This is a genomic window from Klebsiella sp. 141162, from assembly GCF_050600755.1.
GTDB lineage: Bacteria > Pseudomonadota > Gammaproteobacteria > Enterobacterales > Enterobacteriaceae > Klebsiella > Klebsiella aerogenes.
Window position 1 is genome coordinate 608831 of the sequence record NZ_JAQIRI010000001.1, and the last position, 20481, is coordinate 629311.

General features: G+C 53.8%; 20 protein-coding genes and 1 pseudogene. 7 read left to right on the top strand and 14 right to left on the bottom strand.

The window, feature by feature from the left end; all coding sequences use genetic code 11:
• Position 1 precedes the first annotated feature (1 nt).
• A complete protein-coding gene (exoX, locus tag PGR23_RS02785) occupies positions 2-661 on the bottom strand; it encodes an exodeoxyribonuclease X (protein ID WP_063416457.1) in 660 nt (219 codons plus the stop codon).
• Positions 662-740: 79 nt separating this feature from the next.
• Positions 741-971, bottom strand: coding sequence for a DNA polymerase III subunit theta (locus PGR23_RS02790; protein ID WP_015366007.1), 231 nt, complete (start codon positions 969-971; stop codon positions 741-743).
• Between the two features lie 134 nt (positions 972-1105).
• Between PGR23_RS02790 and yobA the strand changes: the two genes are divergently transcribed.
• The 3 genes from yobA to PGR23_RS02805 are packed head-to-tail and all read left to right on the top strand — an operon-like array spanning position 1106 to position 2708.
• Positions 1106-1480, top strand: coding sequence for a CopC domain-containing protein YobA (gene yobA, locus PGR23_RS02795; protein ID WP_045390336.1), 375 nt, complete (start codon positions 1106-1108; stop codon positions 1478-1480).
• A gap of 3 nt (positions 1481-1483) precedes the next feature.
• Positions 1484-2353, top strand: coding sequence for a copper homeostasis membrane protein CopD (gene copD, locus PGR23_RS02800; RefSeq protein WP_320482778.1), 870 nt, complete (start codon positions 1484-1486; stop codon positions 2351-2353).
• A 13-nt stretch (positions 2354-2366) separates the two neighbouring features.
• Positions 2367-2708, top strand: a complete 342-nt coding sequence (locus tag PGR23_RS02805; protein WP_072251410.1) for a YebY family protein — start codon at positions 2367-2369, stop codon at positions 2706-2708.
• Positions 2709-3136: 428 nt separating this feature from the next.
• Here PGR23_RS02805 and PGR23_RS02810 read toward each other — a convergent pair whose 3' ends face one another.
• The 7 genes from PGR23_RS02810 to PGR23_RS02840 form a co-directional block, all read right to left on the bottom strand.
• Positions 3137-4087 (bottom strand): Csu type fimbrial protein, encoded by a 951-nt coding sequence (locus PGR23_RS02810; protein ID WP_047045323.1) that lies wholly within the window; start codon positions 4085-4087, stop codon positions 3137-3139.
• Between the two features lie 17 nt (positions 4088-4104).
• Complete coding sequence (locus PGR23_RS02815; protein WP_047077756.1) at positions 4105-6429, bottom strand: fimbria/pilus outer membrane usher protein; 2325 nt, start codon at positions 6427-6429, stop codon at positions 4105-4107.
• A 2-nt stretch (positions 6430-6431) separates the two neighbouring features.
• The gene (locus tag PGR23_RS02820; RefSeq protein ID WP_047077757.1) at positions 6432-7181 is read right to left on the bottom strand and encodes a fimbrial biogenesis chaperone; all 750 of its coding nucleotides are present in this window, start codon (positions 7179-7181) and stop codon (positions 6432-6434) included.
• Between the two features lie 17 nt (positions 7182-7198).
• Positions 7199-7717, bottom strand: coding sequence for a Csu type fimbrial protein (locus tag PGR23_RS02825; protein WP_045390353.1), 519 nt, complete (start codon positions 7715-7717; stop codon positions 7199-7201).
• 21 nt (positions 7718-7738) lie between these two features.
• Positions 7739-8311, bottom strand: a complete 573-nt coding sequence (locus PGR23_RS02830) for a Csu type fimbrial protein (protein WP_047077759.1) — start codon at positions 8309-8311, stop codon at positions 7739-7741.
• A 544-nt stretch (positions 8312-8855) separates the two neighbouring features.
• Positions 8856-8999, bottom strand: a complete 144-nt coding sequence (locus PGR23_RS02835) for an Ecr family regulatory small membrane protein (protein ID WP_113771553.1) — start codon at positions 8997-8999, stop codon at positions 8856-8858.
• 117 nt (positions 9000-9116) lie between these two features.
• On the bottom strand, positions 9117-10085 hold the full coding sequence (locus PGR23_RS02840; RefSeq protein ID WP_063416453.1) for a VirK/YbjX family protein: 969 nt from the start codon (positions 10083-10085) through the stop codon (positions 9117-9119).
• 145 nt (positions 10086-10230) lie between these two features.
• Between PGR23_RS02840 and pphA the strand changes: the two genes are divergently transcribed.
• Entirely contained in the window at positions 10231-10875 is a 645-nt protein-coding gene (pphA, locus tag PGR23_RS02845) for a protein-serine/threonine phosphatase (RefSeq protein ID WP_430915570.1), read from the top strand.
• A gap of 5 nt (positions 10876-10880) precedes the next feature.
• Here the strand turns inward: pphA and PGR23_RS02850 are convergent, their stop codons facing one another.
• The 5 genes from PGR23_RS02850 to yebS all read right to left on the bottom strand — a co-directional run bounded on the left by PGR23_RS02850 (position 10881) and on the right by yebS (position 16932).
• Positions 10881-11072 carry a YebW family protein gene (locus tag PGR23_RS02850; protein WP_047045307.1) on the bottom strand — a complete coding sequence of 64 codons (192 nt, stop codon included), beginning with the start codon at positions 11070-11072 and terminating at the stop codon, positions 10881-10883.
• A gap of 101 nt (positions 11073-11173) precedes the next feature.
• Positions 11174-11413 (bottom strand): YebV family protein, encoded by a 240-nt coding sequence (locus tag PGR23_RS02855; RefSeq protein ID WP_015705939.1) that lies wholly within the window; start codon positions 11411-11413, stop codon positions 11174-11176.
• A gap of 112 nt (positions 11414-11525) precedes the next feature.
• Positions 11526-12959: a 16S rRNA (cytosine(1407)-C(5))-methyltransferase RsmF gene (gene rsmF / locus PGR23_RS02860; protein WP_074165435.1), complete on the bottom strand. Its 1434-nt coding sequence runs from the start codon at positions 12957-12959 to the stop codon at positions 11526-11528.
• 87 nt (positions 12960-13046) lie between these two features.
• A complete protein-coding gene (locus PGR23_RS02865; protein ID WP_045390368.1) occupies positions 13047-15680 on the bottom strand; it encodes a PqiB family protein in 2634 nt (877 codons plus the stop codon).
• The gene (gene yebS / locus PGR23_RS02870) at positions 15649-16932 is read right to left on the bottom strand and encodes a membrane integrity lipid transport subunit YebS (protein ID WP_047045296.1); all 1284 of its coding nucleotides are present in this window, start codon (positions 16930-16932) and stop codon (positions 15649-15651) included. The genes PGR23_RS02865 and yebS overlap by 32 nt, the downstream gene beginning before the upstream one ends.
• Positions 16933-17065: 133 nt before the next feature.
• Here yebS and PGR23_RS02875 point away from each other — a divergent pair.
• From PGR23_RS02875 to prc, 3 genes and pseudogenes are all read left to right on the top strand, one after another.
• A pseudogene (locus tag PGR23_RS02875) lies at positions 17066-17579 on the top strand (GAF domain-containing protein).
• Between the two features lie 81 nt (positions 17580-17660).
• A complete protein-coding gene (proQ, locus tag PGR23_RS02880; protein ID WP_015366026.1) occupies positions 17661-18344 on the top strand; it encodes an RNA chaperone ProQ in 684 nt (227 codons plus the stop codon).
• A 19-nt stretch (positions 18345-18363) separates the two neighbouring features.
• Positions 18364-20412: a carboxy terminal-processing peptidase gene (gene prc, locus PGR23_RS02885; RefSeq protein ID WP_047045293.1), complete on the top strand. Its 2049-nt coding sequence runs from the start codon at positions 18364-18366 to the stop codon at positions 20410-20412.
• The last annotated feature ends 69 nt before the right edge of the window (positions 20413-20481 follow it).

Sequence of the window (20481 nt, forward strand, 5' to 3'; positions counted from 1 at the left end):
GTTACTCGCCGAGGTAGTGTTTGAGGGTCAGCCGCAGTTCCGGGCTCATTCGGTCCAGGTTATTGAACAGCCAACGTAAATAGCCTGGATCGTTTTCCGCCACTTCCGACACCGCTTTGCCGCGATATTTGCCGAAGGTAAAGGTAGTCATCAGCGCCGGTCGGCCGGTAATGTCGGCCATTTCATCCGGTGACCAGCCGGAAACCTGCATGATATCCAGCAGTAGGGCGGCGGTGATATAACAGTCGTACAGCGCGCGGTGGTGATGCAAACCCGGCGGGGTGGCTACGCTTAGCTTGCGCGACTTATACAACCCCATATTGCTGTACTTAATTCCCGGCCACAGGCGGCGCGCCAGCTTCATAGTACAAATCCACTCGCCGTTCATTTCCGGTAATACCCGGCGATCAAAGCTGGCGTTATGGGCGACATACCATGGGCTGCCCTGGTATTGCGGTACGATTTCTTCAATCCAGGGCTTATCGGCCACCATTTCTTCAGTGATGCGGTGGATAGCCATCGCCTGCGGGCTGATAGGGCGGTCAGGTCTCACCAGATGACTCATGGGATTCGTTATCTGGCCGTCGATGATATCGACGGAGGCAATTTCGACAATGCCGCCCTGCAAACCGCAGGTTTCGGTATCGATTACGCGCAGCATGGCTTACTCCTCGCCAAAAACACCAGCGTAAAGGAATGCGCGGCGGATGCCAATGGGGGGATCCTCAAGGAATGATCAATCATTTTGCTTTCGGTTCATACGGCAGGCGGGAAAGTGACACGGATGCCAGACGGTGCGCGATCAGACGTTCACGGAACCAGTCGCGCAGGTGAGCCGGTTGCTCTCGCTCGACGAGGTCGGCAACGACGGGCATATTGTAGCGTTCTTTAAAGGCGACGCCGGCCGCCGCGAGATCAACGTTGACCTTGTCCATTTCATCTTGCGAAATTTTTGCCAGATTATTTGCCATCAGTACCTCCTTCATTACGGCGCAAAAGTTACTAAGCGTGACGCTGAAAGGCAAGTCCCGGATGCTTAGCTCGACTATGCCATTATACAGGGTTATTCTCTGTCCAACATACATAACAAAAAGGAATGACGTTTATGCGAAACATCGCCGGACGCGCGCTATACGCCGCCGTGTTTTTCAGCGCTATGTTAACCACCGCCAGCGCTTTTGCTCATGCTCATCTGCAACAACAAATCCCGGCGGCCGATTCGACGGTCTCCGCGTCGCCGCAGTCGCTCACGTTAACGTTTAGTGAAGGCGTCGAGCTCTCCTTCAGCGGTGTGACCCTCAGCGGCCCGCAGAATAAACCTGTCGCTACCGGCAAGCTGGCCCGCAGCGACGGTAATAAGGCGCAATTAACGCTGCCGCTGACTGAACCGCTGGCGGCGGGCGAGTATACCGTAGCGTGGCATGTGGTCTCCGTTGACGGCCATAAGACCAAAGGGCAATACCACTTCAGCGTGAAGTAAACCATGCTGACGGGAGTGTATGTCGGCCTGCGGTTTGTCCACTTCATCTCATTGATGACGGCTTTCGGTTGCGCGCTGTACGGCGCATGGTGGGCGCCAGCCTCGCTGCGTCGTCTGCTGATGCAGCGTTTTTATCCTTTGCTGCGCTACCTGCTAATGATTAGCGCTATTTCAGCCACCTTGATGCTGATGGCACAAGGCGGGTTGATGGCCGATGGCTGGGGGGATGTCTGGCGACCTGCAATCTGGAGGGCTGTTATCGGGACGCAGTTCGGCGGCGTCTGGCTTTGGCAAATGGTGCTGGCGTGGATTGCGCTGGCGGCGGCGTGGCTCAAACCACGCCGCCCGGCGCGTCTTCTGTTACTGCTATTTTGCGCGCAGTTGTTGTTAATGGCCGGCGTGGGGCATGCGGCGATGAACGACGGTTGGCTCGGCGCGCTACAGCGCACCAATCACGCGCTACATCTGTTCTGCGTCGCTGCCTGGGCCGGCGGGCTGTTGCCATTTGTCTATTGCCTGCGGCTGGCGCGCGGGCGCTGGCGTCAGGTAGCGATAACCACCATGATGCGTTTTTCACGTTATGGGCATCTGGCCGTGGCTGGCGCGATTGCCAGCGGAATTGGCAATACGCTATTAATACAGGGGCGGCTGATTGGCGATTCACCGTGGGGAGCGATGTTGTTGCTCAAATGTGCGCTGGTCGCCGCGATGGTAGCAATTGCGCTGGTGAACAGGTATGTTCTGGTACCGCGAATGTCAGGCGAAGGCGCATGGGCGGAACGGACTATTTTACGCACTACACAGCTGGAAATGGCGCTTGCCGCGCTGGCGATCCTCGCCGTCAGCCTGTTCGCGACCTGGCAACCTAATTGAGTTAACTGGCTAAATGATGAAAAAAATCGTTCTGACAATGTTGTTACTGGCAAGCTCAGGCGCCGCGCTGGCGGCGCCACAGGTGATTACCGTGAGCCGTTTTGAAGTGGGCAAGGACAACTGGGCCTTCACCCGCGAAGAGGTGATGTTAACCTGCCGCCCGGGTAATGCGCTTTATGTGATTAACCCGAGCACCCTGGTGCAGTATCCGCTGAATGATGTCGCCGAGCAGGAAGTGAAGGCCGGTAAGACTACCGCGCAGCCGATTTCAATCATCCTGGCTGACGATCCGCAGCATCCGGGGCAAAAAATGAGTCTGGCGCCGTTTATCGAACGAGCGCAAAAGCTCTGCTGATAATTACCTATATCACGTTGTTTTAAAGATAAAAAACCGCCTGCGTCTTGTGGAAAAACGCGGCGGTTTTTTGTTGGCGCAACGGATTTTGTCAGCAATTTTTCAACCGCTTTTGTCGCGGACTGGAAAAGCTGACACAGTCAACTATTCTTATAAGGCAAGGCGACTTAGCCTGCATTAATGCCAACTTTTAGCGCACGGCTCTCTCCCAAGAGCCATTTCCCTGGACCGAATACAGGAATCGTGTTCGGTCTCTTTTTATCTGAAGTTCAGCGAGTTAATAATATCCATTTTTGACTGCCCAAACGGCCGAACGCTCAGCTTTTCCCCTTATATCACAACAAAAACACTCTTAACATTATTTTTACATAAAATTTGTCCCGTTAATGGCCGAGTTCAGACATGCTGGCCGGAATCCTGTACCGTTCTTAATAGGTCACGGTGACGGTGACGATATCCGAATATACTCCTGCGGGTTTACTGGTCTGGCTGGGATTTATCTGTACTGTGTAGTTTACATCCTGTGATGCGCCGGTGCCGCTGAAGCTCAGATTATTGGTTGGCGTCCATGCACTGCCTGAAGGCTGATAAAACTGATATTGCAACCCGTAATTCACCTGGTTAATGCTCGCAATAAGCTGCCGCCATCCGCCAGCGAGGGCATTGGCGCTGGTGAGGTTGACGGTATAGGTTGCGTTTTTAGTACAGCGAACGGAAAGTTTGTTGCTAAGCGTGGTAAAGCTTGAAGGAATTGACGCCGGAGTAAAGGCGACATCAGGAGCATTATCGATGTAACAGAAATTGGTAACAATTAGCTTCACATTCAGCGTGACGGTTTGCTGGCCGGTGGCATAGTTGCAGGTAATAATGCCGGAAACGCAAATCCGGTAATCCCAATGAATACTAATGGTGTCAGTATAAGTACCCGCAGGTACGTTGAGTCCGGCCGGGATCTTCAAATACAAAGGCAGCGAACCGTCGCTGGCATTAAATAACCCAAGCAGGCCGATGAGTGAAGTGATACTCCATGTTTTGGTATAGCCAATATTGTAAATTTCCGAACAATTGGTATCTGAGCAGATGTTGTAAGGAACCACGTCGGTACCGGTGGTGCTCATCATTTGGGGTGTGGTGCCCGAGGGATGATCGGAGGAAAGAATCCTGGCGTTTATCGTATTTGTACTGAGTAGCGATAGGGCACTGCCGGAACAGGAAAAACCAGACCCCGATTTGACCGTTTGCTGAGTGTTTGCCAGCGTAAAGGAGTCAACAGAACCAAAACTTGCATCGTTTGAGAGCTGAAATGAACAACTAATATCCGCGCGCGCCGTTGCACAAAGCAGAAAGAATAGCGCGCACAGTAAAAACAGATGTTTCAATTTTCTATCCTTATTCTTCAATGGCAGCTAATCGGGCCGATACGTTGCGGTACCGGCGTTGATTCCGGCAACTCGAATTGCGCCGTACACACGCCGCTGGCAGCGTGAATAACCAATTTGTTGTGTTGAGTGAGATGACTGAACCACACCAGTCCGTCGTAACCAACCAGCCCCGATTGCTGGCTGCTGACTTCTTCAACCGACGTGCCTGGCGGCAGAGGGTTGCCCGCTTCATCGACCAGGGTAATCGAAGCGGAACGGACGCGGGTGACCGGGAAATCCACCAGCGCGCCGCTGGATTCCCGTATCGCAATTCGTTTTTCTACGACTTTAGCCTCAACGTCCGTGGGCAGCGGTAAGGTGTCGAGGGTCACTTTGCCAGGATACCAGGCGGTGGCCCACGGGATTAGCAGATGGCCACTCTTGTCGGTCGTTCCGACTTTACGGTTTTCGTAATTAACTGCGACATCCGGATAGCCAGCGGTCGAGACGACGATAAACGCATCGCTGATCCTGCGCGCGAAGAACAGGCTGCTATCCATCAACACCACCGAACCAGCTGCTTCAAACCAGCCCTGATTATCATGCTGGGAACCGTAATAACCGCCACTTAACGTTGAAACATCATTTACCCAGGTTAAATCCGCCTGACTATAGCGATCTCCGGTAACGGAGTGGGCCAAATTCCAACCTAATCCACCGTCTGCGGGAGCGGAGCGGTTGTAGGCGACGTTTTGCCCCCATTCGCCGGAGCTGGCGCGCTGACTGCTTAACTGCAATGAGCCGAAACTGTCGAAAGGAATGGTTATCTGCATCATACTGGAATAAGTATTTGCCTGCAGATCCCGGTTAATGCTGATGTTGAAGCTGCTATTTCGCCACAGGCTACGGCTCCAGGATAAGTTCATCAGGCGGGTGCGGCTGTCATCCTGCGCCTGGATATCGAAATAACCAAGGCTAAATGAACCCAGTATTTTTCCCCATGGGCTGAGGCTTAATGTTGCCTGGTCTGACTGACGGCTGAGCGTTACCGTCGATCGATAGCTGGAGAGATTAGCGAAATTCTCGCTGCGTTGAATATGTTGATAGTTAATCCCCCAGATATTGCCGTAATACGAATAACCAGCGGAATACTGGTCACCCTGCCCATCGCCCTTACTCGTGCTGGCGGACAGACTCAGCGTACCCAGCGCGCCAATAGCGATGTCGCTGCCGACCCCGCCATTAGTTAATCCTTGCCGATCTTCTGTATGCATTGACAGCGTGAGCCAGTTGGTTAAACCGTAGCGATAAATTGCGCTGATGGCACCAGCGCCATAGTCGGCATTTTTAATGCCGTAGTTATTACGCAACGCGCCGAGGGTAAAATCGAAATCGCTGAGTCCCTGGCGCAGCAGGGTGTTTGAGACGTAAAAAGGGACGCTGGTAGAGACTTGACGGCCAAGAGCATCGGTTGTGACGATGGTTGCTTCACCAGCGCCACTAATGTACGGCACGTTAGTCAGGGTATACGGACCGCCGTTAATTTGCGTTGAGCTGGCTTTATAACCGTTGATAAACAGATCGACGCTTGAAGGGACTGCTGCGCTACCGGATAGATTCAATAACGGGTAAGTGACCAGGTCCGGACGAACCGAAAAGTTACGGCTGAGGCGAATACCGCCGAGGCGCACCGAACTACTCCAGGTTAACGCATTGCTCACCACGTCGCCTGCCTGGTAGCTGAGCATATTTTCAGGATCGCTATACTTCCACAGCGAATCGTAGCGGATATATCCCTGTTGGCTATCATCGCGGCGGGATGACCAGTTTTGTCTGATAACGGCATTATTAGAAAAAACGCCCGCCGGGCCGAAAAAGCGAAATTCCGTAGAGGTACTGGTGGTTCGGTCGCCGGCGGAAGATGCCAGACTGTAGGAGTCATAGTTAAACAACAGTCCTGGGGTACTGATGGCCTGCAGATACTCCTGTTCGCGACTATTGCCAATATGCTGTTCCGGCAGCCAGCTATCAGGAACGGTTAATTTCAGCATCTGCCCGGCCTGATCGTAGACGACGTTGACGTCTGCTAACTGCCCGACATCGACCAGCGTTTTGCCATCGGGCACCGGGATCCACAGCTGCTTGAGTACAGCCGCAGAGACCCAATAACGATTATTTACTACTTTAACCGGTACGGTTCCCACGGGAGTATTACCGTTAACGGAAATACCCAAATACAGCACGTACTCCTGCTGTTGGCTGAGTATAGCCGCAGGTGCAGGTAAAGAATCATAAGTCGCCGACCATGTCGTTGCCGAAGCGATGACCAGCAGACCGCAGGTTCCAATGAGGAGCCTCATAATTAACGCGCTGCCGGAATTTCCACCGCCTGGCTATTATCCGTTAACTTCGCATACAGACGTATACCGGCTCTGTTTTCCGGGTGACCTGAGATCGGGAAACAGACGCGGCGTTTAGCCAGTACATAACCCAATAAACCCTGCGTTTGTTCTATCTGCGATTTTCCCGCAGCGGTTGCCCAGTAGACGTTACTCAGCCTGGCGTGCTGATTTCCGCCATTGTTAATGCACAGACTCTGACCGCTAAGTGACCAGTTTAACGTGGTTCGTAGCAGCTCTATGCCGTTTTCCAGCTTCAACGGATCCGCACCCTGCCCATAGGTGAACAGAGGCAATACGTAACGCATGCGCATATTCAGGCCGGCGGAGCTTTTGTCTGTCTGTTTTATCGGTTGCGCCGCGGGGATTTCGTCAATCACGATACGGTATGATTTTTCCTGGCCGCTGGCGACTGGCGAAACGCGCATCAGGCGGATAAGTTGACGCTGGCCGGGTTGCACATTGGCAAAGGGCGGGCTGGAGACGACGTCATTCTGATCGGCGTAAACATCTTTCGATTCTTTTTGATCCCAGCCGAAGATGCGTAGCTGTAAATTGACCGCCGTCTCGCCGCGGTTTTCCAGCCACAGTTCAGAGCCTTTTTCGCTGGCGCTGATGGTTTGAAAAATAGGCCAGACCAGCACCGAGCTGGCGGCGCAGGCGTTAGTACTTATTGCTGAACCCAGCAAAACAACAATACAACGACGAATCATATTCAACCTGTCTTATTTTAATAGGTCAGCGTGACCGTAACGGTATCACTGTATGAACCCTGCGCCGGAAAGCCATTCGTGGCAAAAAGGCGGCCATAAACCGTATAAGTTTGTGTCGTGTTGGGGAATGAGGCGACGCTGTAAGCTTGAGCGCCGGTCCCCCAAACGGTAGAGCGGTTAGCATCCTGAAAAAGCTGGTAAGCCAGCGTATTGCCGGTGCTGTTGGACATATAGCGTTGGGCCGCGGAGCCGCCGTTGACACCGTAGTCAAGCGCCAGCGAGATCGCCATCCCCGGCGTACACGCGACGACGATTGAGCCAGCGCCAGCGGAGCTAGCGACATCAACATTGCTATAAAGCGACGACATGGAGCCAAAATTTAAGGTGCCAAAATCAGCGCCAGGTGTTCCTGTTCCGTTGCCAAGCAGGCAGCCGGTCGTGATCTGGGCGGTAACCTTGAAGGTTTTCTGCGCGGTGTCAGCCCAGACGGCTGTGGTCCAAAAAAAGAATATGAGTAGCCAAATTGTGCGCGACATGACATCCATTTCTCCACAGTGTTACCAGGTTAATGTCGCGGTGACCATGTCCTGGTAGAAGCCCGCAGCAGGGGCGGTTACGCCTCCTTGGTCCGCCGGCAGCACTCGGGCATAAATTGGGATTTCCTGTGCGCTACCTGTCCCCGTGATGCCGATACCGGCACTGGTAAATTCGGCCTGCCGGGTGCTATTTGAGTAAAGCCGGTAGGCAATTTGATCGCCGTCGGCGCTTTGCATTTGGCGCAGTCCGGTTGTTCCTACATGCTGGCCGTTATTCAAAGTCAGCGTTGCGGGAAGGTTATTGCTACAGACGATAGAGACAGCGCTGGCGCCGCCGCTGCCAATCAGATTGCTATCTATGGCGTTAACCAAATCGCTATAGGTGCCGAAATCAATGGTACCCCAGTTGTTTACGCCGCTTGCGCTGGAACCATTGGTGACGGTACAGCCCGAGCCGATAGTCAATTGCACCCCGACCTGACCCGTCAATGTACCTGTGGTTAGCCCAGCTGCAGTGACCCATGGCGCCTGAACGAGAAGCGCTGTTGTGATAAAGCCGCCAAGCAAAATGCGCGAAATAGTGTTGACGTTCATGATGAACCTCTGGATTGAAAGCCGCTAAGTAAAACCCTGTTTTTGTGAGCATGAGATTAATCCCATTAATCAACATATAATCGCTCTCTGGAAAAATGCTTATTTTTTTACAATGAACTTATAGTTAGTGTTTTTATGGTGTTTTATGCTTTATATTTTGTGAATGTTTGTTTTTATTATTGGTTTTTAGGTGTTTTTGGCGTTGTAAATTCTTCGTATGGCGAGGTGGGGAAGGGGGGACTGTGTACAATTTTTGCAATTGTCGTGTTAGCGCATATTTTTAGCGAAATGCCAGGGAAAAAGTTGGTAGGGATGAGCATATAAAAACAGCAGAAAAGAAGACACCTGCACGCAACCAGACCCATGGTGCAGGTGAAAATTGGGTCTACATCGGAAGTCGTCAGTATACATATTTGTATGACAAATGAAATAAGGCAATGATGGAATGTTTTACAATTAATGCGGTTCTTCGGCTAATCGACGTCGTAATTCTGCAAGTTGTTAATAATTGAACTAAGTTTTCGGCCACGAGCAATATGGAGAATTATTCTGGCGCGATCAGTGCCGGATAAAGTGACGTTTCCAGATAGCTGACCAATACCCATATCTCGTCACTGAAAATAAACCATAGGGCACTACCTAAAATAAGCAGGATAACCAGCAGCAGGAAAATCTCAGTTTTACTCATGGGTCAATGGCCAACTTAAACCGATTATCAACAGGCCACGATATTAACCAAAGAATGTACAAATGAAAACGCCGTTATTTAAAACGGCGAATTTTTTTCGTAATAAGACGTGAATATTTATTTTACACTTAGCAGATTAGCCACCTGTACGGCCATCTCATCCATTAGCTGGAAACGGCGGCGATATTCGGCGCGCTTCTTGCTCGCGATACTTTCCAGCGATTTTCTTTCCAGTTTCAGCGGCAAGCGCCAGCGGTAACTATCATCGCGCACACCTTCAATTGATTGCCAGAACTCATCATAGCTGGCATGGAAGTGCCGGCCTTTGCTTAAACGATAGCGCAGCGCGCGGAATACGTGGCCATTATCGCTAACGGCGTAAATAGCCTGAATATTGCTTTGGCCGGCCAACAGCCAGATGAATTCCAGCAGCAGACGTTTGGGAAACAGGCCGTAGCAGGCGCGGGTCGCGTGTTTAATCACCTCATGGGAAACATGGCGGCGGGGCCCCTGCAGGCCGCCGATGACCAGTTGCCACTGCCCTTGGTGGCGGATTACGCTAAACGTGGCGCTGGCCAACAACTGGTGATGGCTATCGCGAAGCCAAAGGGTGGTTTCACCTTCCCGCTCTGCTTTCCCGGCTGACGAGGCAAAGAGCGTAAAGGCCGCATCATCTTTAGCGGACAGGGTCAGTAACGGTAGTTCTGACGGCGATATCATGGCCATCGCCAGCCGGTTTTCGCCCAACGAGTCGACATACTGATAGTGGCTGATGATGGCCTGGGAACGCTGACGCGCGTTTAGATCGCGCACTAAATACTGACGATGTACTTTACCTGGAAGCGTAGCCTGCGCAGCCAACAGTTGGCGGAAATCACTACGTGCCGAAAGGGTGTCCAGCATTTCTCGGGTCGGCTGATAAAATAATGCCGTACGCAACAAGAATTTGAGCCGAAAGTTGCGTTTTTGCCAGATTGGCGCAGGCGTGATACGCCCCATTACGAGATCGGCAATCAAATTTGAGCGTTGCTGCAGTGTGCATGATGAATGCAGGCTATTGTCCGTCACGATGTCATACCTCGTCATTATTTTATTTTTATTTTACGGATCTCGCGGGAAAAGCTTAATGGTTCGCCAGACTATATTTACGCCTTGTTTAACGTTGATTGACGTATGAATTTTCAACCTCGTTTTCAGACATATTTTGTATAATTAACAGAGGGGGTGAAATATGTATCAGCGATTGGCAGGTAGCACCTGGCGTAATATTTGGCTGGTGGGCGATCTACATGGTTGTTTTGCTTTATTAATGTCCCAGCTGCGCCAGCTTAAATTTGATCCCTGGCAGGATCTTCTTATTTCTGTTGGCGATCTGATTGACCGTGGGCCGCAAAGCGTGGAATGTCTGGGGTTGCTGCGTTGCCGGTGGTTCAGAGCGGTGCGCGGTAACCATGAGCAAATGGCGCTGGATGCGCTGGCGAGCGGGGAAATGGCACTGTGGACGATGAACGGTGGCGAGTGGTATCCAACCGCCTCACAAGAACAGAAACGGTTGGCTGATTTGCTGTTTAACCGCTGCCGGGATGTGCCGTTAATCATTGAACTCCGCTGTCAGGATACCACCCACGTGATTGCCCATGCCGACTATCCCGCCAGCGTTTATTATTGGCAGTTGCCCGTGGACGAACATCAGGTGCTCTGGGGCCGCCAGCGTTTAACCGATCATCTGGCGGGGCGGCACGGTGAGATTGTCGGGGCGGATCACTTTTGGTTTGGCCATACGCCGCTTAAACGCCGTTACGATAGCAATAACCAACACTACATTGACACCGGCGCGGTGTTTGGCGGAGAGCTAACGCTGGTGCAGCTGCAGTGAGCCGCTTAAAAATCGCTGTATTCCGTCGCCGGTCGCCAGAAGCCGTCGATAAAATCTTCTACCGGGAAACAGCCTCCCTGGCGAATTCGTTGGTCGTCCATAGCGACGAGGCATTGTCGTTCGTTATCATAGACATCCACTACGATGTCTTCGCACCCGCCGTCCAGATAGCAAATGAATAATACTAAGGCAAACATCCTGCCCTCATTAGCGAATGAACATAAGGTAAGTGTAGGGGAAGTTAGCGCAGCGGGGGAGGGATATAAATAACCCGTCTCAGGCGACGGGTTCATTTGAGTCAGGCAAGGCGCATGACCCAGGCATCGGATTGGCGATCGTAATGTTTGCGGTAAAGCACAGAATGTTCGCCATTAAGAATGGCGGGAACGCTGGTTTCGGCATCCCAGGCGTCTAATTGCATGCATAAGTCAGGATCGGATTTGCAAGGAATGCTTAACGTTCGCTCACCCTGTGACTCGCCATGCAGCTCGGCGTCGTCGATCTCAAACGCGCCGATTCGTACGTTAGTTTTACTCATCATTCACCCCGTTTGTCTGCTGAGTTGTGGTACGACCAGTTAGGCCGTCATTTTTCAGCGTAGACAACGGGGAGTAAATCGCCAGTCAAAAAGTGCGCTTTTTGGCGCGCGGTCACGACTTTCCAGCGAAGAGTTTGCCGTCGCGCACCAGTTCGCGGGGGTAACTGTTTTTCAACCGCGATCCCACACGCTTGGCAAGTCCTAATGGCGTTCCCTGGAACGTGACAATCACTTCATCCTGCCGCGGCGGCGCCTCGGGATAGACATCGCGTCCACGATACCACTCTTCCGCTTCCGCTAAGGTGAGCTCAAACGGCTCCTCTGGCGCGGCAAGCGCGATCGCTGCTTCATGCTGCCAGCGGTAGCCTTTGTTATGCGTTTCAGCGAGGCGGATCCCGATGCGCGAAAAACGGACGTTGCCGATTAGCGCTTCCAGCGCCTGTGGGAACAGCCAGATTTCTTTATCACGCTGCCACAGATGAAGATGCTCTCCCCAATGCAGGCCAACGGCGTTGGCGGCTGCGGTGACAGCCGCTGCCTCACGTCCTTTCATCGGCGCGAAAGGGAACTTACCCACTTTATAGCCGGGCGCAGGCAGCGGATCGATAGAGGCGGTTTTACGCAGGCGGGCAACGAAAAAACCCTCACAATCAAAAATCTGCGGGAACACGTGCAGGAAGCCTTCGTCGGTGAGCGCCTCGCGGGCCTGTGGGAACAGTGAATCCAGCGTCAGGACTTCTACCGCCTGCGGGTAGGTCTGCAGGAGCCAGTTTATCACTTCCTCGTTTTCTTCACGGTTCAGTGTACAGGTGGAGTAAACGAGGGTGCCGCCAGGACGCAGAGCGTGAAAGGCGCTGTCAATGAGCTCACGTTGGGTGGCGGCAATCTCCTGATTACTTTCTGGCGACCAGTTTTTTAGCGCATCAGGATCTTTACGCACTACCCCTTCGCCCGAGCAGGGGGCGTCGAGCAAAATCGCATCGAAACACTCAGGCAGAGCGGCGCCGAAGACGCGCCCGTCGAAGTGGGTGAGGGCAACGTTCGTGATGCCACAGCGGCTGATATTGGCGTGCAGCACTTTCACCCGACTGGCGGAGAATTCGTTAGCCAGAATCCCGCCGCGATTGCCCATGCGAGCGGCGATTTGCGTCGTTTTGGAACCCGGCGCGGCGGCGACGTCCATCACTCGCTCAGGCATGTTCCCATCGGCGAACAGCGCCGCTACCGGCAGCATCGAGCTCGCTTCCTGAATATAAAATAGCCCGCTCAGATGCTCGGCGGTGCTGCCCAGCGGTAATACATCGTCGTCATCGCGCTCGATCCAGAAACCCTCGGCGCACCACGGAACCGGCGTTAACTGCCAGCCGTAAGGGGCGACCAGTTGCAGAAAATCAGCGACCGTAATCTTCAACGTATTGACGCGGATACTGCGACGCAGCGGACGCTGGCAGGCGGCGATAAAGTCATCGAAAGAGAGATGCGTTGGCATAGCCGCACGCATTTGAGCGAGGAAGGGTTCCGGAAGATAGACAGCGTTTTGAGCCACGAGCAGCGCACCACAAGAAAAAAGGGTGCGCAGTTTACCATAAACGCCCCGGAGCGGGACACCGGGGCGCTTATGGGACATTGGGAATTAATTAGGTAGCGCCGTTCCCCAGTCGCGCCACTCTTTCGGCTCGCTTTCCAGCAGCAGGAAGTGCTTGCCATCCTGCGCTTTCGGCGCCAGCGGCGTTCCCGGCGGCGTGGCAAAGGCGATACCGCCGCGAATAAACTGGTTGAAGGTTCCTGTTTTCACCACGCCGCCAATCAGGCCGAAGTCGAGGCTATAGCCGGAAGCCAACCAGAACACCGAGTTGTTGCGCACTAAGTACTGATAACGCTTACTGATACGCAGCTTAACCATTACGCGGTCGGACATTGAACCCAGGGTCAGCCCGGTCACGGTGCCCACTTCCAGGCCGCGGAACAGCACCGGCGTACCAATATCGAGCGAACCGGCTTCCGGCACTTCGACGATAATACTCAGGCCATCGATGTAACGTGAGTCGGTGATGGTGGTGTCCTGAATCTCAAAGTCGCGGCGCGGCGAACCACGGCCAGGTTCAACGTTGATATAAGACTGGAAAATCGTGTCCAGATGTTCAACGCCGGCGGCAGAGATCTGCGGCGTAATCACCGAGAAACGCGTCCCGGCACGGGCAAAGGTGCCAACATACTCCGGATAAAGTACCGCTTTGGCCTGAACTTCATTCTTTGCCGTGATCAGTTCCAGCGACTGGATCTGGCCGATGTCGATACCGAGGTAGCGAATCGGCATACCCGCCGCCATTTTACCGGCATCGAAAGCGTGCAGCGTGATCTGGCCGCCCACCGCGCGGGCAGCGGTTTCGGAGGCGTAGAGGATACGCTTATTGTTCAAGCGCGCGTTGGCGCTGCTGCCGCTGAGGTTATCGAAGCTGATGGCGCCTTTCAGCGCGCGCGCCAGCGGTGACGCCTGCACGGTTAGCCCATTACCGTCGAGTTTTACCTTTGCGCCGCCTTCGGCCCAGAAGACGCTGTTATTGGTCAACAAATGGCGATATTCCGGTTTGATATGCAGATCGATATCGAATGCGTTGCTGCGCGGCTTCACCGAGATGATCTCGCCGACGGCGAATTTGCGATACAACACTACCGAGCCTGCCTGCACATCGGGCAGCGTTTCCGCAGAAAGGCTTAGCGTGGTGGTTGGGATTTCACTAAGGCTATTTTCCTGCGCTTTTTCCAGGTTGGCATACAGCGGATAGCGGCTCTGCATTTCCCCTTTTTCGCCGGGGATGATGCGGATCCCGCCATCAACCCATTCGCTGGCGCTGGCGCCGAGTACCTGCACGCCATCCAGCCCAACTTTCACATCAAGGCGGCTGTTGACGACAAATTTGCTATCGCCGCGTACCAGATTGCGATACTCCGGCGCAATGGCGACCTGGAAAGTGACACCCTCTGCGGTTAGCTTGCGTTCCAGTACCTGGCCCACTTTCACGCCGTGCAGCATCAGCGGCTGGCCGGCGGAAACGCCATAGCTTTCCGGCGCCGATAACGTCACGGTGGCGACGTTAGGCTCATCCAGCAGCGCTTTATCGGCTGGCATAACCATAAAGTGATTGCGCGGTTCGCCGTCACCGGGTACCAGTTCGAAGGTGTTGCCGGTGAGTAGGGCGCTGACGCTTGGGTTATCCAGCGAGATTTTCGGCTTCTTCATTTGAATCAGCGTTTTATCCCGAAGCAGGGTGACCACGCTCGGGTCGACGGTCATCTCACCGCTAACTTTACCGCCGGGATTGAGATTGAGTTTGGTTAACTGACCCACTTCCAGCCCCTGGTACATCAGCGGCGTAGAGCCCGCCTTCAACCCATCGCCGTCGGGCAGCTCCAGCGTCACCAGCACGCCGCGCTGGCTGTGCGCCAGATCCTCATACAGGTTGTACTCGTCGTTTTGCGCCGCCGCTTTGGAGTCGTCTGGCGAGTCAAAGGCGATGGCGCCGTTAACTAACGCGGAGAGATTTTCCAGCTGGACTTTGGCGCCACTCAGGCTGACGTCGGCTTTAATCCCGGAGACGTTCCAGAACCGACTGCCTTTTTTAACAAGATTGGTGAAGCGACGCTCGATTAATACATCAATCGTCACCCCCTGATTGTTGGCGTTGAGCGTGTAGTCATACACCCGGCCAACCGGAATTTTACGGAAATAGACCAGCGAGCCGCTGTTCAGCGAGCCGAGATCCGGCGCCTGCAGATGAATCATTAGTTCGCCGTTGTTGATGCGGTATTTTGGCTGAGTATCCAGGGCGACGAAGTGATCTTCCGGTTCGCCTTTGCCCGGCATCATGCCGATATAGTTACCGCCGACCAGCGCATCCAGCCCGGAAACGCCGGCCAGTGAAGCTTTTGGCGTCACCAGCCAGAACTGGGTGTCTTTGCGCAGCGCGTCTTTCATATCGCTCTTCACGCTGGCGGAAACTTCGATCTTGCTGAGGTCCTTACTCAAAGAGATATCCTGTACCGTACCAACTTCTACCCCTTGATAGCGGATAGGCGTACGCCCCGGAACAATCCCGTTTGCGGACTGGAAATCGATGGTAATCGTCGTTCCCCGGCCTTCAAAGCTGGTCCAGATGAGCCATCCGGCAATCATCAGCGCGATGACCGGCAACAACCAGAATGGCGAGATACGACGTTTGGTTTTTATTTTGGCTTCAGTCGGCGAAGCGGGCGTTTCCTGACTCATGAGCGTCCCAAAGTAAGCGGCTGTCCAGCCATTCAACTGCAAGGATAGTTAAAATCACCGCGCCGCCGAAGTACACCGCCGCCGGCCCCATGGTAAAAGCCAGGAGCTGATCGCGGTTTATCAACGACATGGTTAATGAGATAACAAACAGATCCAACATCGACCAGCGGCCGATCCAGGTAATCAGCCGCAGCAGCAGGATACGCGTACGTAGCCCCTGTTCGCATTTGAATTGTATGCTGACCAGCAGGGTAAATAACACTATAACTTTGGTGAATGGTACCAAAATACTGGCGATGAACACTACGCCGGCGATAGCGATGTTGCTGTTGGCAAGTGAAATAATGCCCGAAAGAATCGTATCTTCCTGGCGCGAGCCATTGACGTAGATTATCGATATCGGCAGCAGGTTGGCCGGCAGCAGGAAAACCAGCGACGCAATCAGGGCCGCCCAGCTACGCTGCAGGCTTTGCGGCCGGCGATGATGCAGCGAAGTATGGCACCGGCGGCAGCGGCCGCGGGAGTCGCGATAACCGGTATAGTGACAGCCGGTGCAAACCTGAAGATTGGTGTCGTAGCGCATTGCCGGTCGTTCGGGATAAAAACGCTCCCACAACTCTTCAACGTTCATGTGGATGAGCGTCAGGATGCTGAGTAGGGTCAGCGCGATAAACGCGATTAGGCCGATGCCGGGCTGCAGGAAGGCATAGTCCTGGACCTTAATGGAGGCGACGCCTATACCGACCAGATAAATGTCCAGCATCACCCACTCTTTCAGTTTCCCGAGCATCAGCAGCACCGGACGCAGGTTCATCCCCAGCACGTTGCCAAGCCAAAGGTAGGCGATTGATACCACCAGCAGGACGGGCGCAACCACGGCGCAGAAGAGCACCATCGCGGCGGTAATGGGGTCGCCCTGGTTGGTCATCTGCCAGATCCCCTGCAGGACGTTAGCGTCAATGCGCACGCCGAGCAGATGCAAACGCAGCAGCGGCTCGCTCCAGGCGAACGGCATCAGCAACATCATCGTAAACGCCATACTGGCGAGCCGGGAGAGGGACCAATCGCGGCCGTCGCGTACTTTCGCGTTGCACCGCGGACACCAGGCGCATTGATTTCTTTTCACAACCGGTATGCGGAACAGCATGTCGCACTGCGTACAGCGCTGATAGTGCGCATGCGGCGTTGGCGAACTGACCGAATGAACGGTAATCTTCTTCGTCGGCGTGATTGAGGGTGTTTTTATCAGCATTTATTACGTTCGGGAATGAATGTATCCCACTATATTAACCCAGGAATGAATTCATCTTGAGCCCGAAGGCATTTAATGCTTATTTTAGTAGGCATCTGCAGATGAGATAGTAAGACAACTAAGTGATTAAAAAATGAACAAAACAGAATTCTACGCGGATCTGAACCGCGATTTCCAGGCGCTTATGGCAGGCGAAACCAGTTTTTTGGCAATGATCTCCAATACCAGCGCGTTGTTGTTTGAACGCCTGGAAGAGGTCAACTGGGCCGGTTTTTACCTGCTGGAAGGCGACACGCTGGTGCTGGGGCCGTTCCAGGGTAAGCTGGCCTGTGTACGTATTCCTGTCGGCCGCGGCGTGTGCGGTTCCGCCGTGGCGCAGAACCGCGTCCAGCGCGTGGAAGATGTCCATGCTTTTGATGGCCATATCGCCTGTGACGCCGCCAGCAATTCGGAAATCGTCTTTCCGTTGCAGGTGAATAATCAGATTATCGGCGTACTGGATATCGATAGCACGGCGTATTCCCGCTTCACCGCAGAAGACGAACAGGGGCTTGCAGAGCTGGTCTCGCGCCTTGAAACGCTGATTGCGGCGACCGATTATCAAAAAATCTTTGCCCACGTCGCAGGATAATCAACGGATAACGTAGCATTTAGCGATGACGTCATTATAATGACGCCTGTTCATGCCTGCGGCTTGTTGGCTACGTCCGTTGTAATCAGGAAATTTCATGGAAAATCAACCTAAGTTGAATAGCAGTAAAGAAGTAATCGCGTTTCTGGCCGAACGTTTTCCTCAGTGTTTCAGCGCTGAAGGCGAAGCGCGCCCCCTGAAAATCGGTATTTTTCAGGATCTTGTAGAGCGAGTTGGCGGCGAGATGAATCTCAGCAAAACCCAACTGCGCGCTGCCTTACGTCTTTATACTTCGAGCTGGCGTTATCTGTACGGCGTGAAAGCGGGAGCGATTCGCGTCGATCTCGACGGTAACCCGTGCGGCGAACTGGAAGAGCAACACGTTGCTCACGCCCGTCAGCAGCTCGAAGAAGCCAAAGCCCGCGTTCAGGCGCAGCGCGCCAGCCAGCAGGCGAAGAAGCGCGAAGCCGCTGCCGCGGCAGGCCAGCAGGAAGAAGGGGCACGCCGCGAGCGTAAACCGCGTCCTCAGCCGCAGGCTCGCCGTAAAGAAGGTAGTGAACAGCGTAAGCCGCGTCCTGCAGCTGCCAAAGCACCGCGTGAAGAGCAACGCCTTACCCCGGTGTCTGACGTCTCTGTATTGAGCGTCGGTCAGGCTCTGAAGGTGAAAGCAGGCAACAACGCAATGGACGCCACCGTTGTGGAAATCACCAAAGATGGCGTTCGTGTACAGCTGACTTCTGGTATGTCAATGATTGTACGCGCAGAACACCTGGTGTTCTGAAACGGAGGCCGGGCCAGGCATGAACAAACTTTTTAAGCTCACCGCGCTTGCGGGCCTGCTAGCAATAGCAGGCCATGCCTTCGCCGTGGACGATATCACCCGAGTCGATCAAATTCCCGTGCTGAAAGAAGAGCCGCAGCACGCGACGGTGAGTGAGCGCGTTACCTCGCGCTTTACTCGCTCCCATTATCGGCAGTTTGATCTCGACAACGCCTTTTCGGCAAAAATTTTCGACCGCTATCTGAATCTGCTGGATTACAGCCATAACGTGCTGCTGGCCAGCGACGTTTCTCAGTTTGCGGCGCAAAAAAATAAAATCGGCGACGAACTGCGCAGCGGTAAACTGGACGTTTTCTACGACCTGTATAACCTCGCGCAGAAGCGTCGCTTTGAGCGTTACCAGTACGCCTTAAAGGTACTGGATCGTCCGATGAATTTTACCGGCAACGACAACTTCAATCTCGATCGCAGCAAGGCACCGTGGCCGAAGGATGAAGCCGAGCTTAACGCGTTGTGGGACGCCAAGGTGAAGTTCGATGAACTAAGCCTGAAGCTGGCGGGTAAAGACGAGAAAGAAATTCGTGAAACCCTGACTCGTCGCTACAAGTTTGCGATTCGTCGCCTGGCCCAAACCAACAGCGAAGACGTCTTCTCGCTGGCGATGACCGCTTTCGCGCGCGAAATCGACCCGCATACCAACTATCTCTCCCCGCGTAACACCGAACAGTTCAATACTGAAATGAGCTTGTCTCTGGAAGGTATTGGCGCGGTGCTGCAAATGGACGACGACTATACCGTGATCAATTCACTGGTTGCCGGTGGTCCTGCGGCGAAGAGCAAAGCGATTAGCGTTGGCGACCGTATCGTCGGCGTCGGTCAGCCGGGTAAGAGCATGGTCGATGTCATCGGCTGGCGGTTGGACGATGTTGTCGCGCTGATCAAAGGGCCGAAGGGCAGCAAAGTTCGCCTGGAAGTTCTGCCGGCTGGCAAAGGGGCGAAAACCCGAATTGTTACTCTGACCCGCGAACGTATTCGTCTTGAAGACCGTGCGGTTAAGATGTCGGTCAAAACCGTCGGTAAAGAAAAAGTCGGCGTGCTGGATATCCCGGGCTTCTACGTTGGCCTGACCGATGACGTCAAAGTGCAACTGCAGAAGCTGGAAAAACAGAATGTCAGCAGCATCGTCATCGATCTGCGCAGTAACGGCGGTGGCGCGCTGACGGAGGCGGTTTCGCTCTCTGGTCTGTTTATCCCATCCGGCCCGGTGGTACAGGTGCGTGATAACAACGGTAAGGTTCGCGAAGATAGCGATACCGACGGTGTCGTCTACTACAAAGGTCCGCTGGTGGTCCTGGTCGATCGCTTCAGCGCCTCGGCATCGGAAATTTTTGCCGCCGCGATGCAGGACTATGGCCGTGCGCTTATCGTCGGCGAGCAGACCTTTGGTAAAGGAACCGTTCAGCAGTATCGTTCGCTAAACCGTATCTACGATCAGATGCTGCGCCCGGAATGGCCGGCGTTAGGTTCCGTACAGTACACCATCCAGAAGTTCTACCGCATTAACGGCGGCAGCACTCAGCGTAAAGGGGTTACTCCGGACATCATGATGCCAACCGGTAAAGAAGATCGCGATACCGGCGAGCAGTATGAAGATAACGCGCTGCCGTGGGATAGTATCGATCCGGCGACCTATGTGAAGTCGGGCGATATGAAACCGTTCGAACCTGAACTGCTTAAGCGCCATGAAGACCGTATCGCGAAAGATCCGGAATTCCAGTACATCATGAAGGATATTGCGCGCTTTAACGCTATGAAAGACAAGCGCAATATTGTTTCTCTGAACTACGCGCAGCGTGAGAAAGAGAATGAAGAAGATGATGCAATTCGTCTGGCGCGAGTGAACGATCGCCTGAAACGCGAAGGCAAGCCGCTGCTCAAAAAGATTGACGATCTGCCGAAGGATTATCAGGAACCGGATCCGTATCTTGATGAGACCGTGCATATCGCCATTGACCTGGCGCAACAGGAAAAAGCTCAGCCTCCGGTAGAGCCGCCGGTTAGCAAATAACTCCTCAACGGGCACAAGTGATTGTGCCCGTTTCTTTTTCTCTCTTCATCTGCCCGTCGACTTTATTCA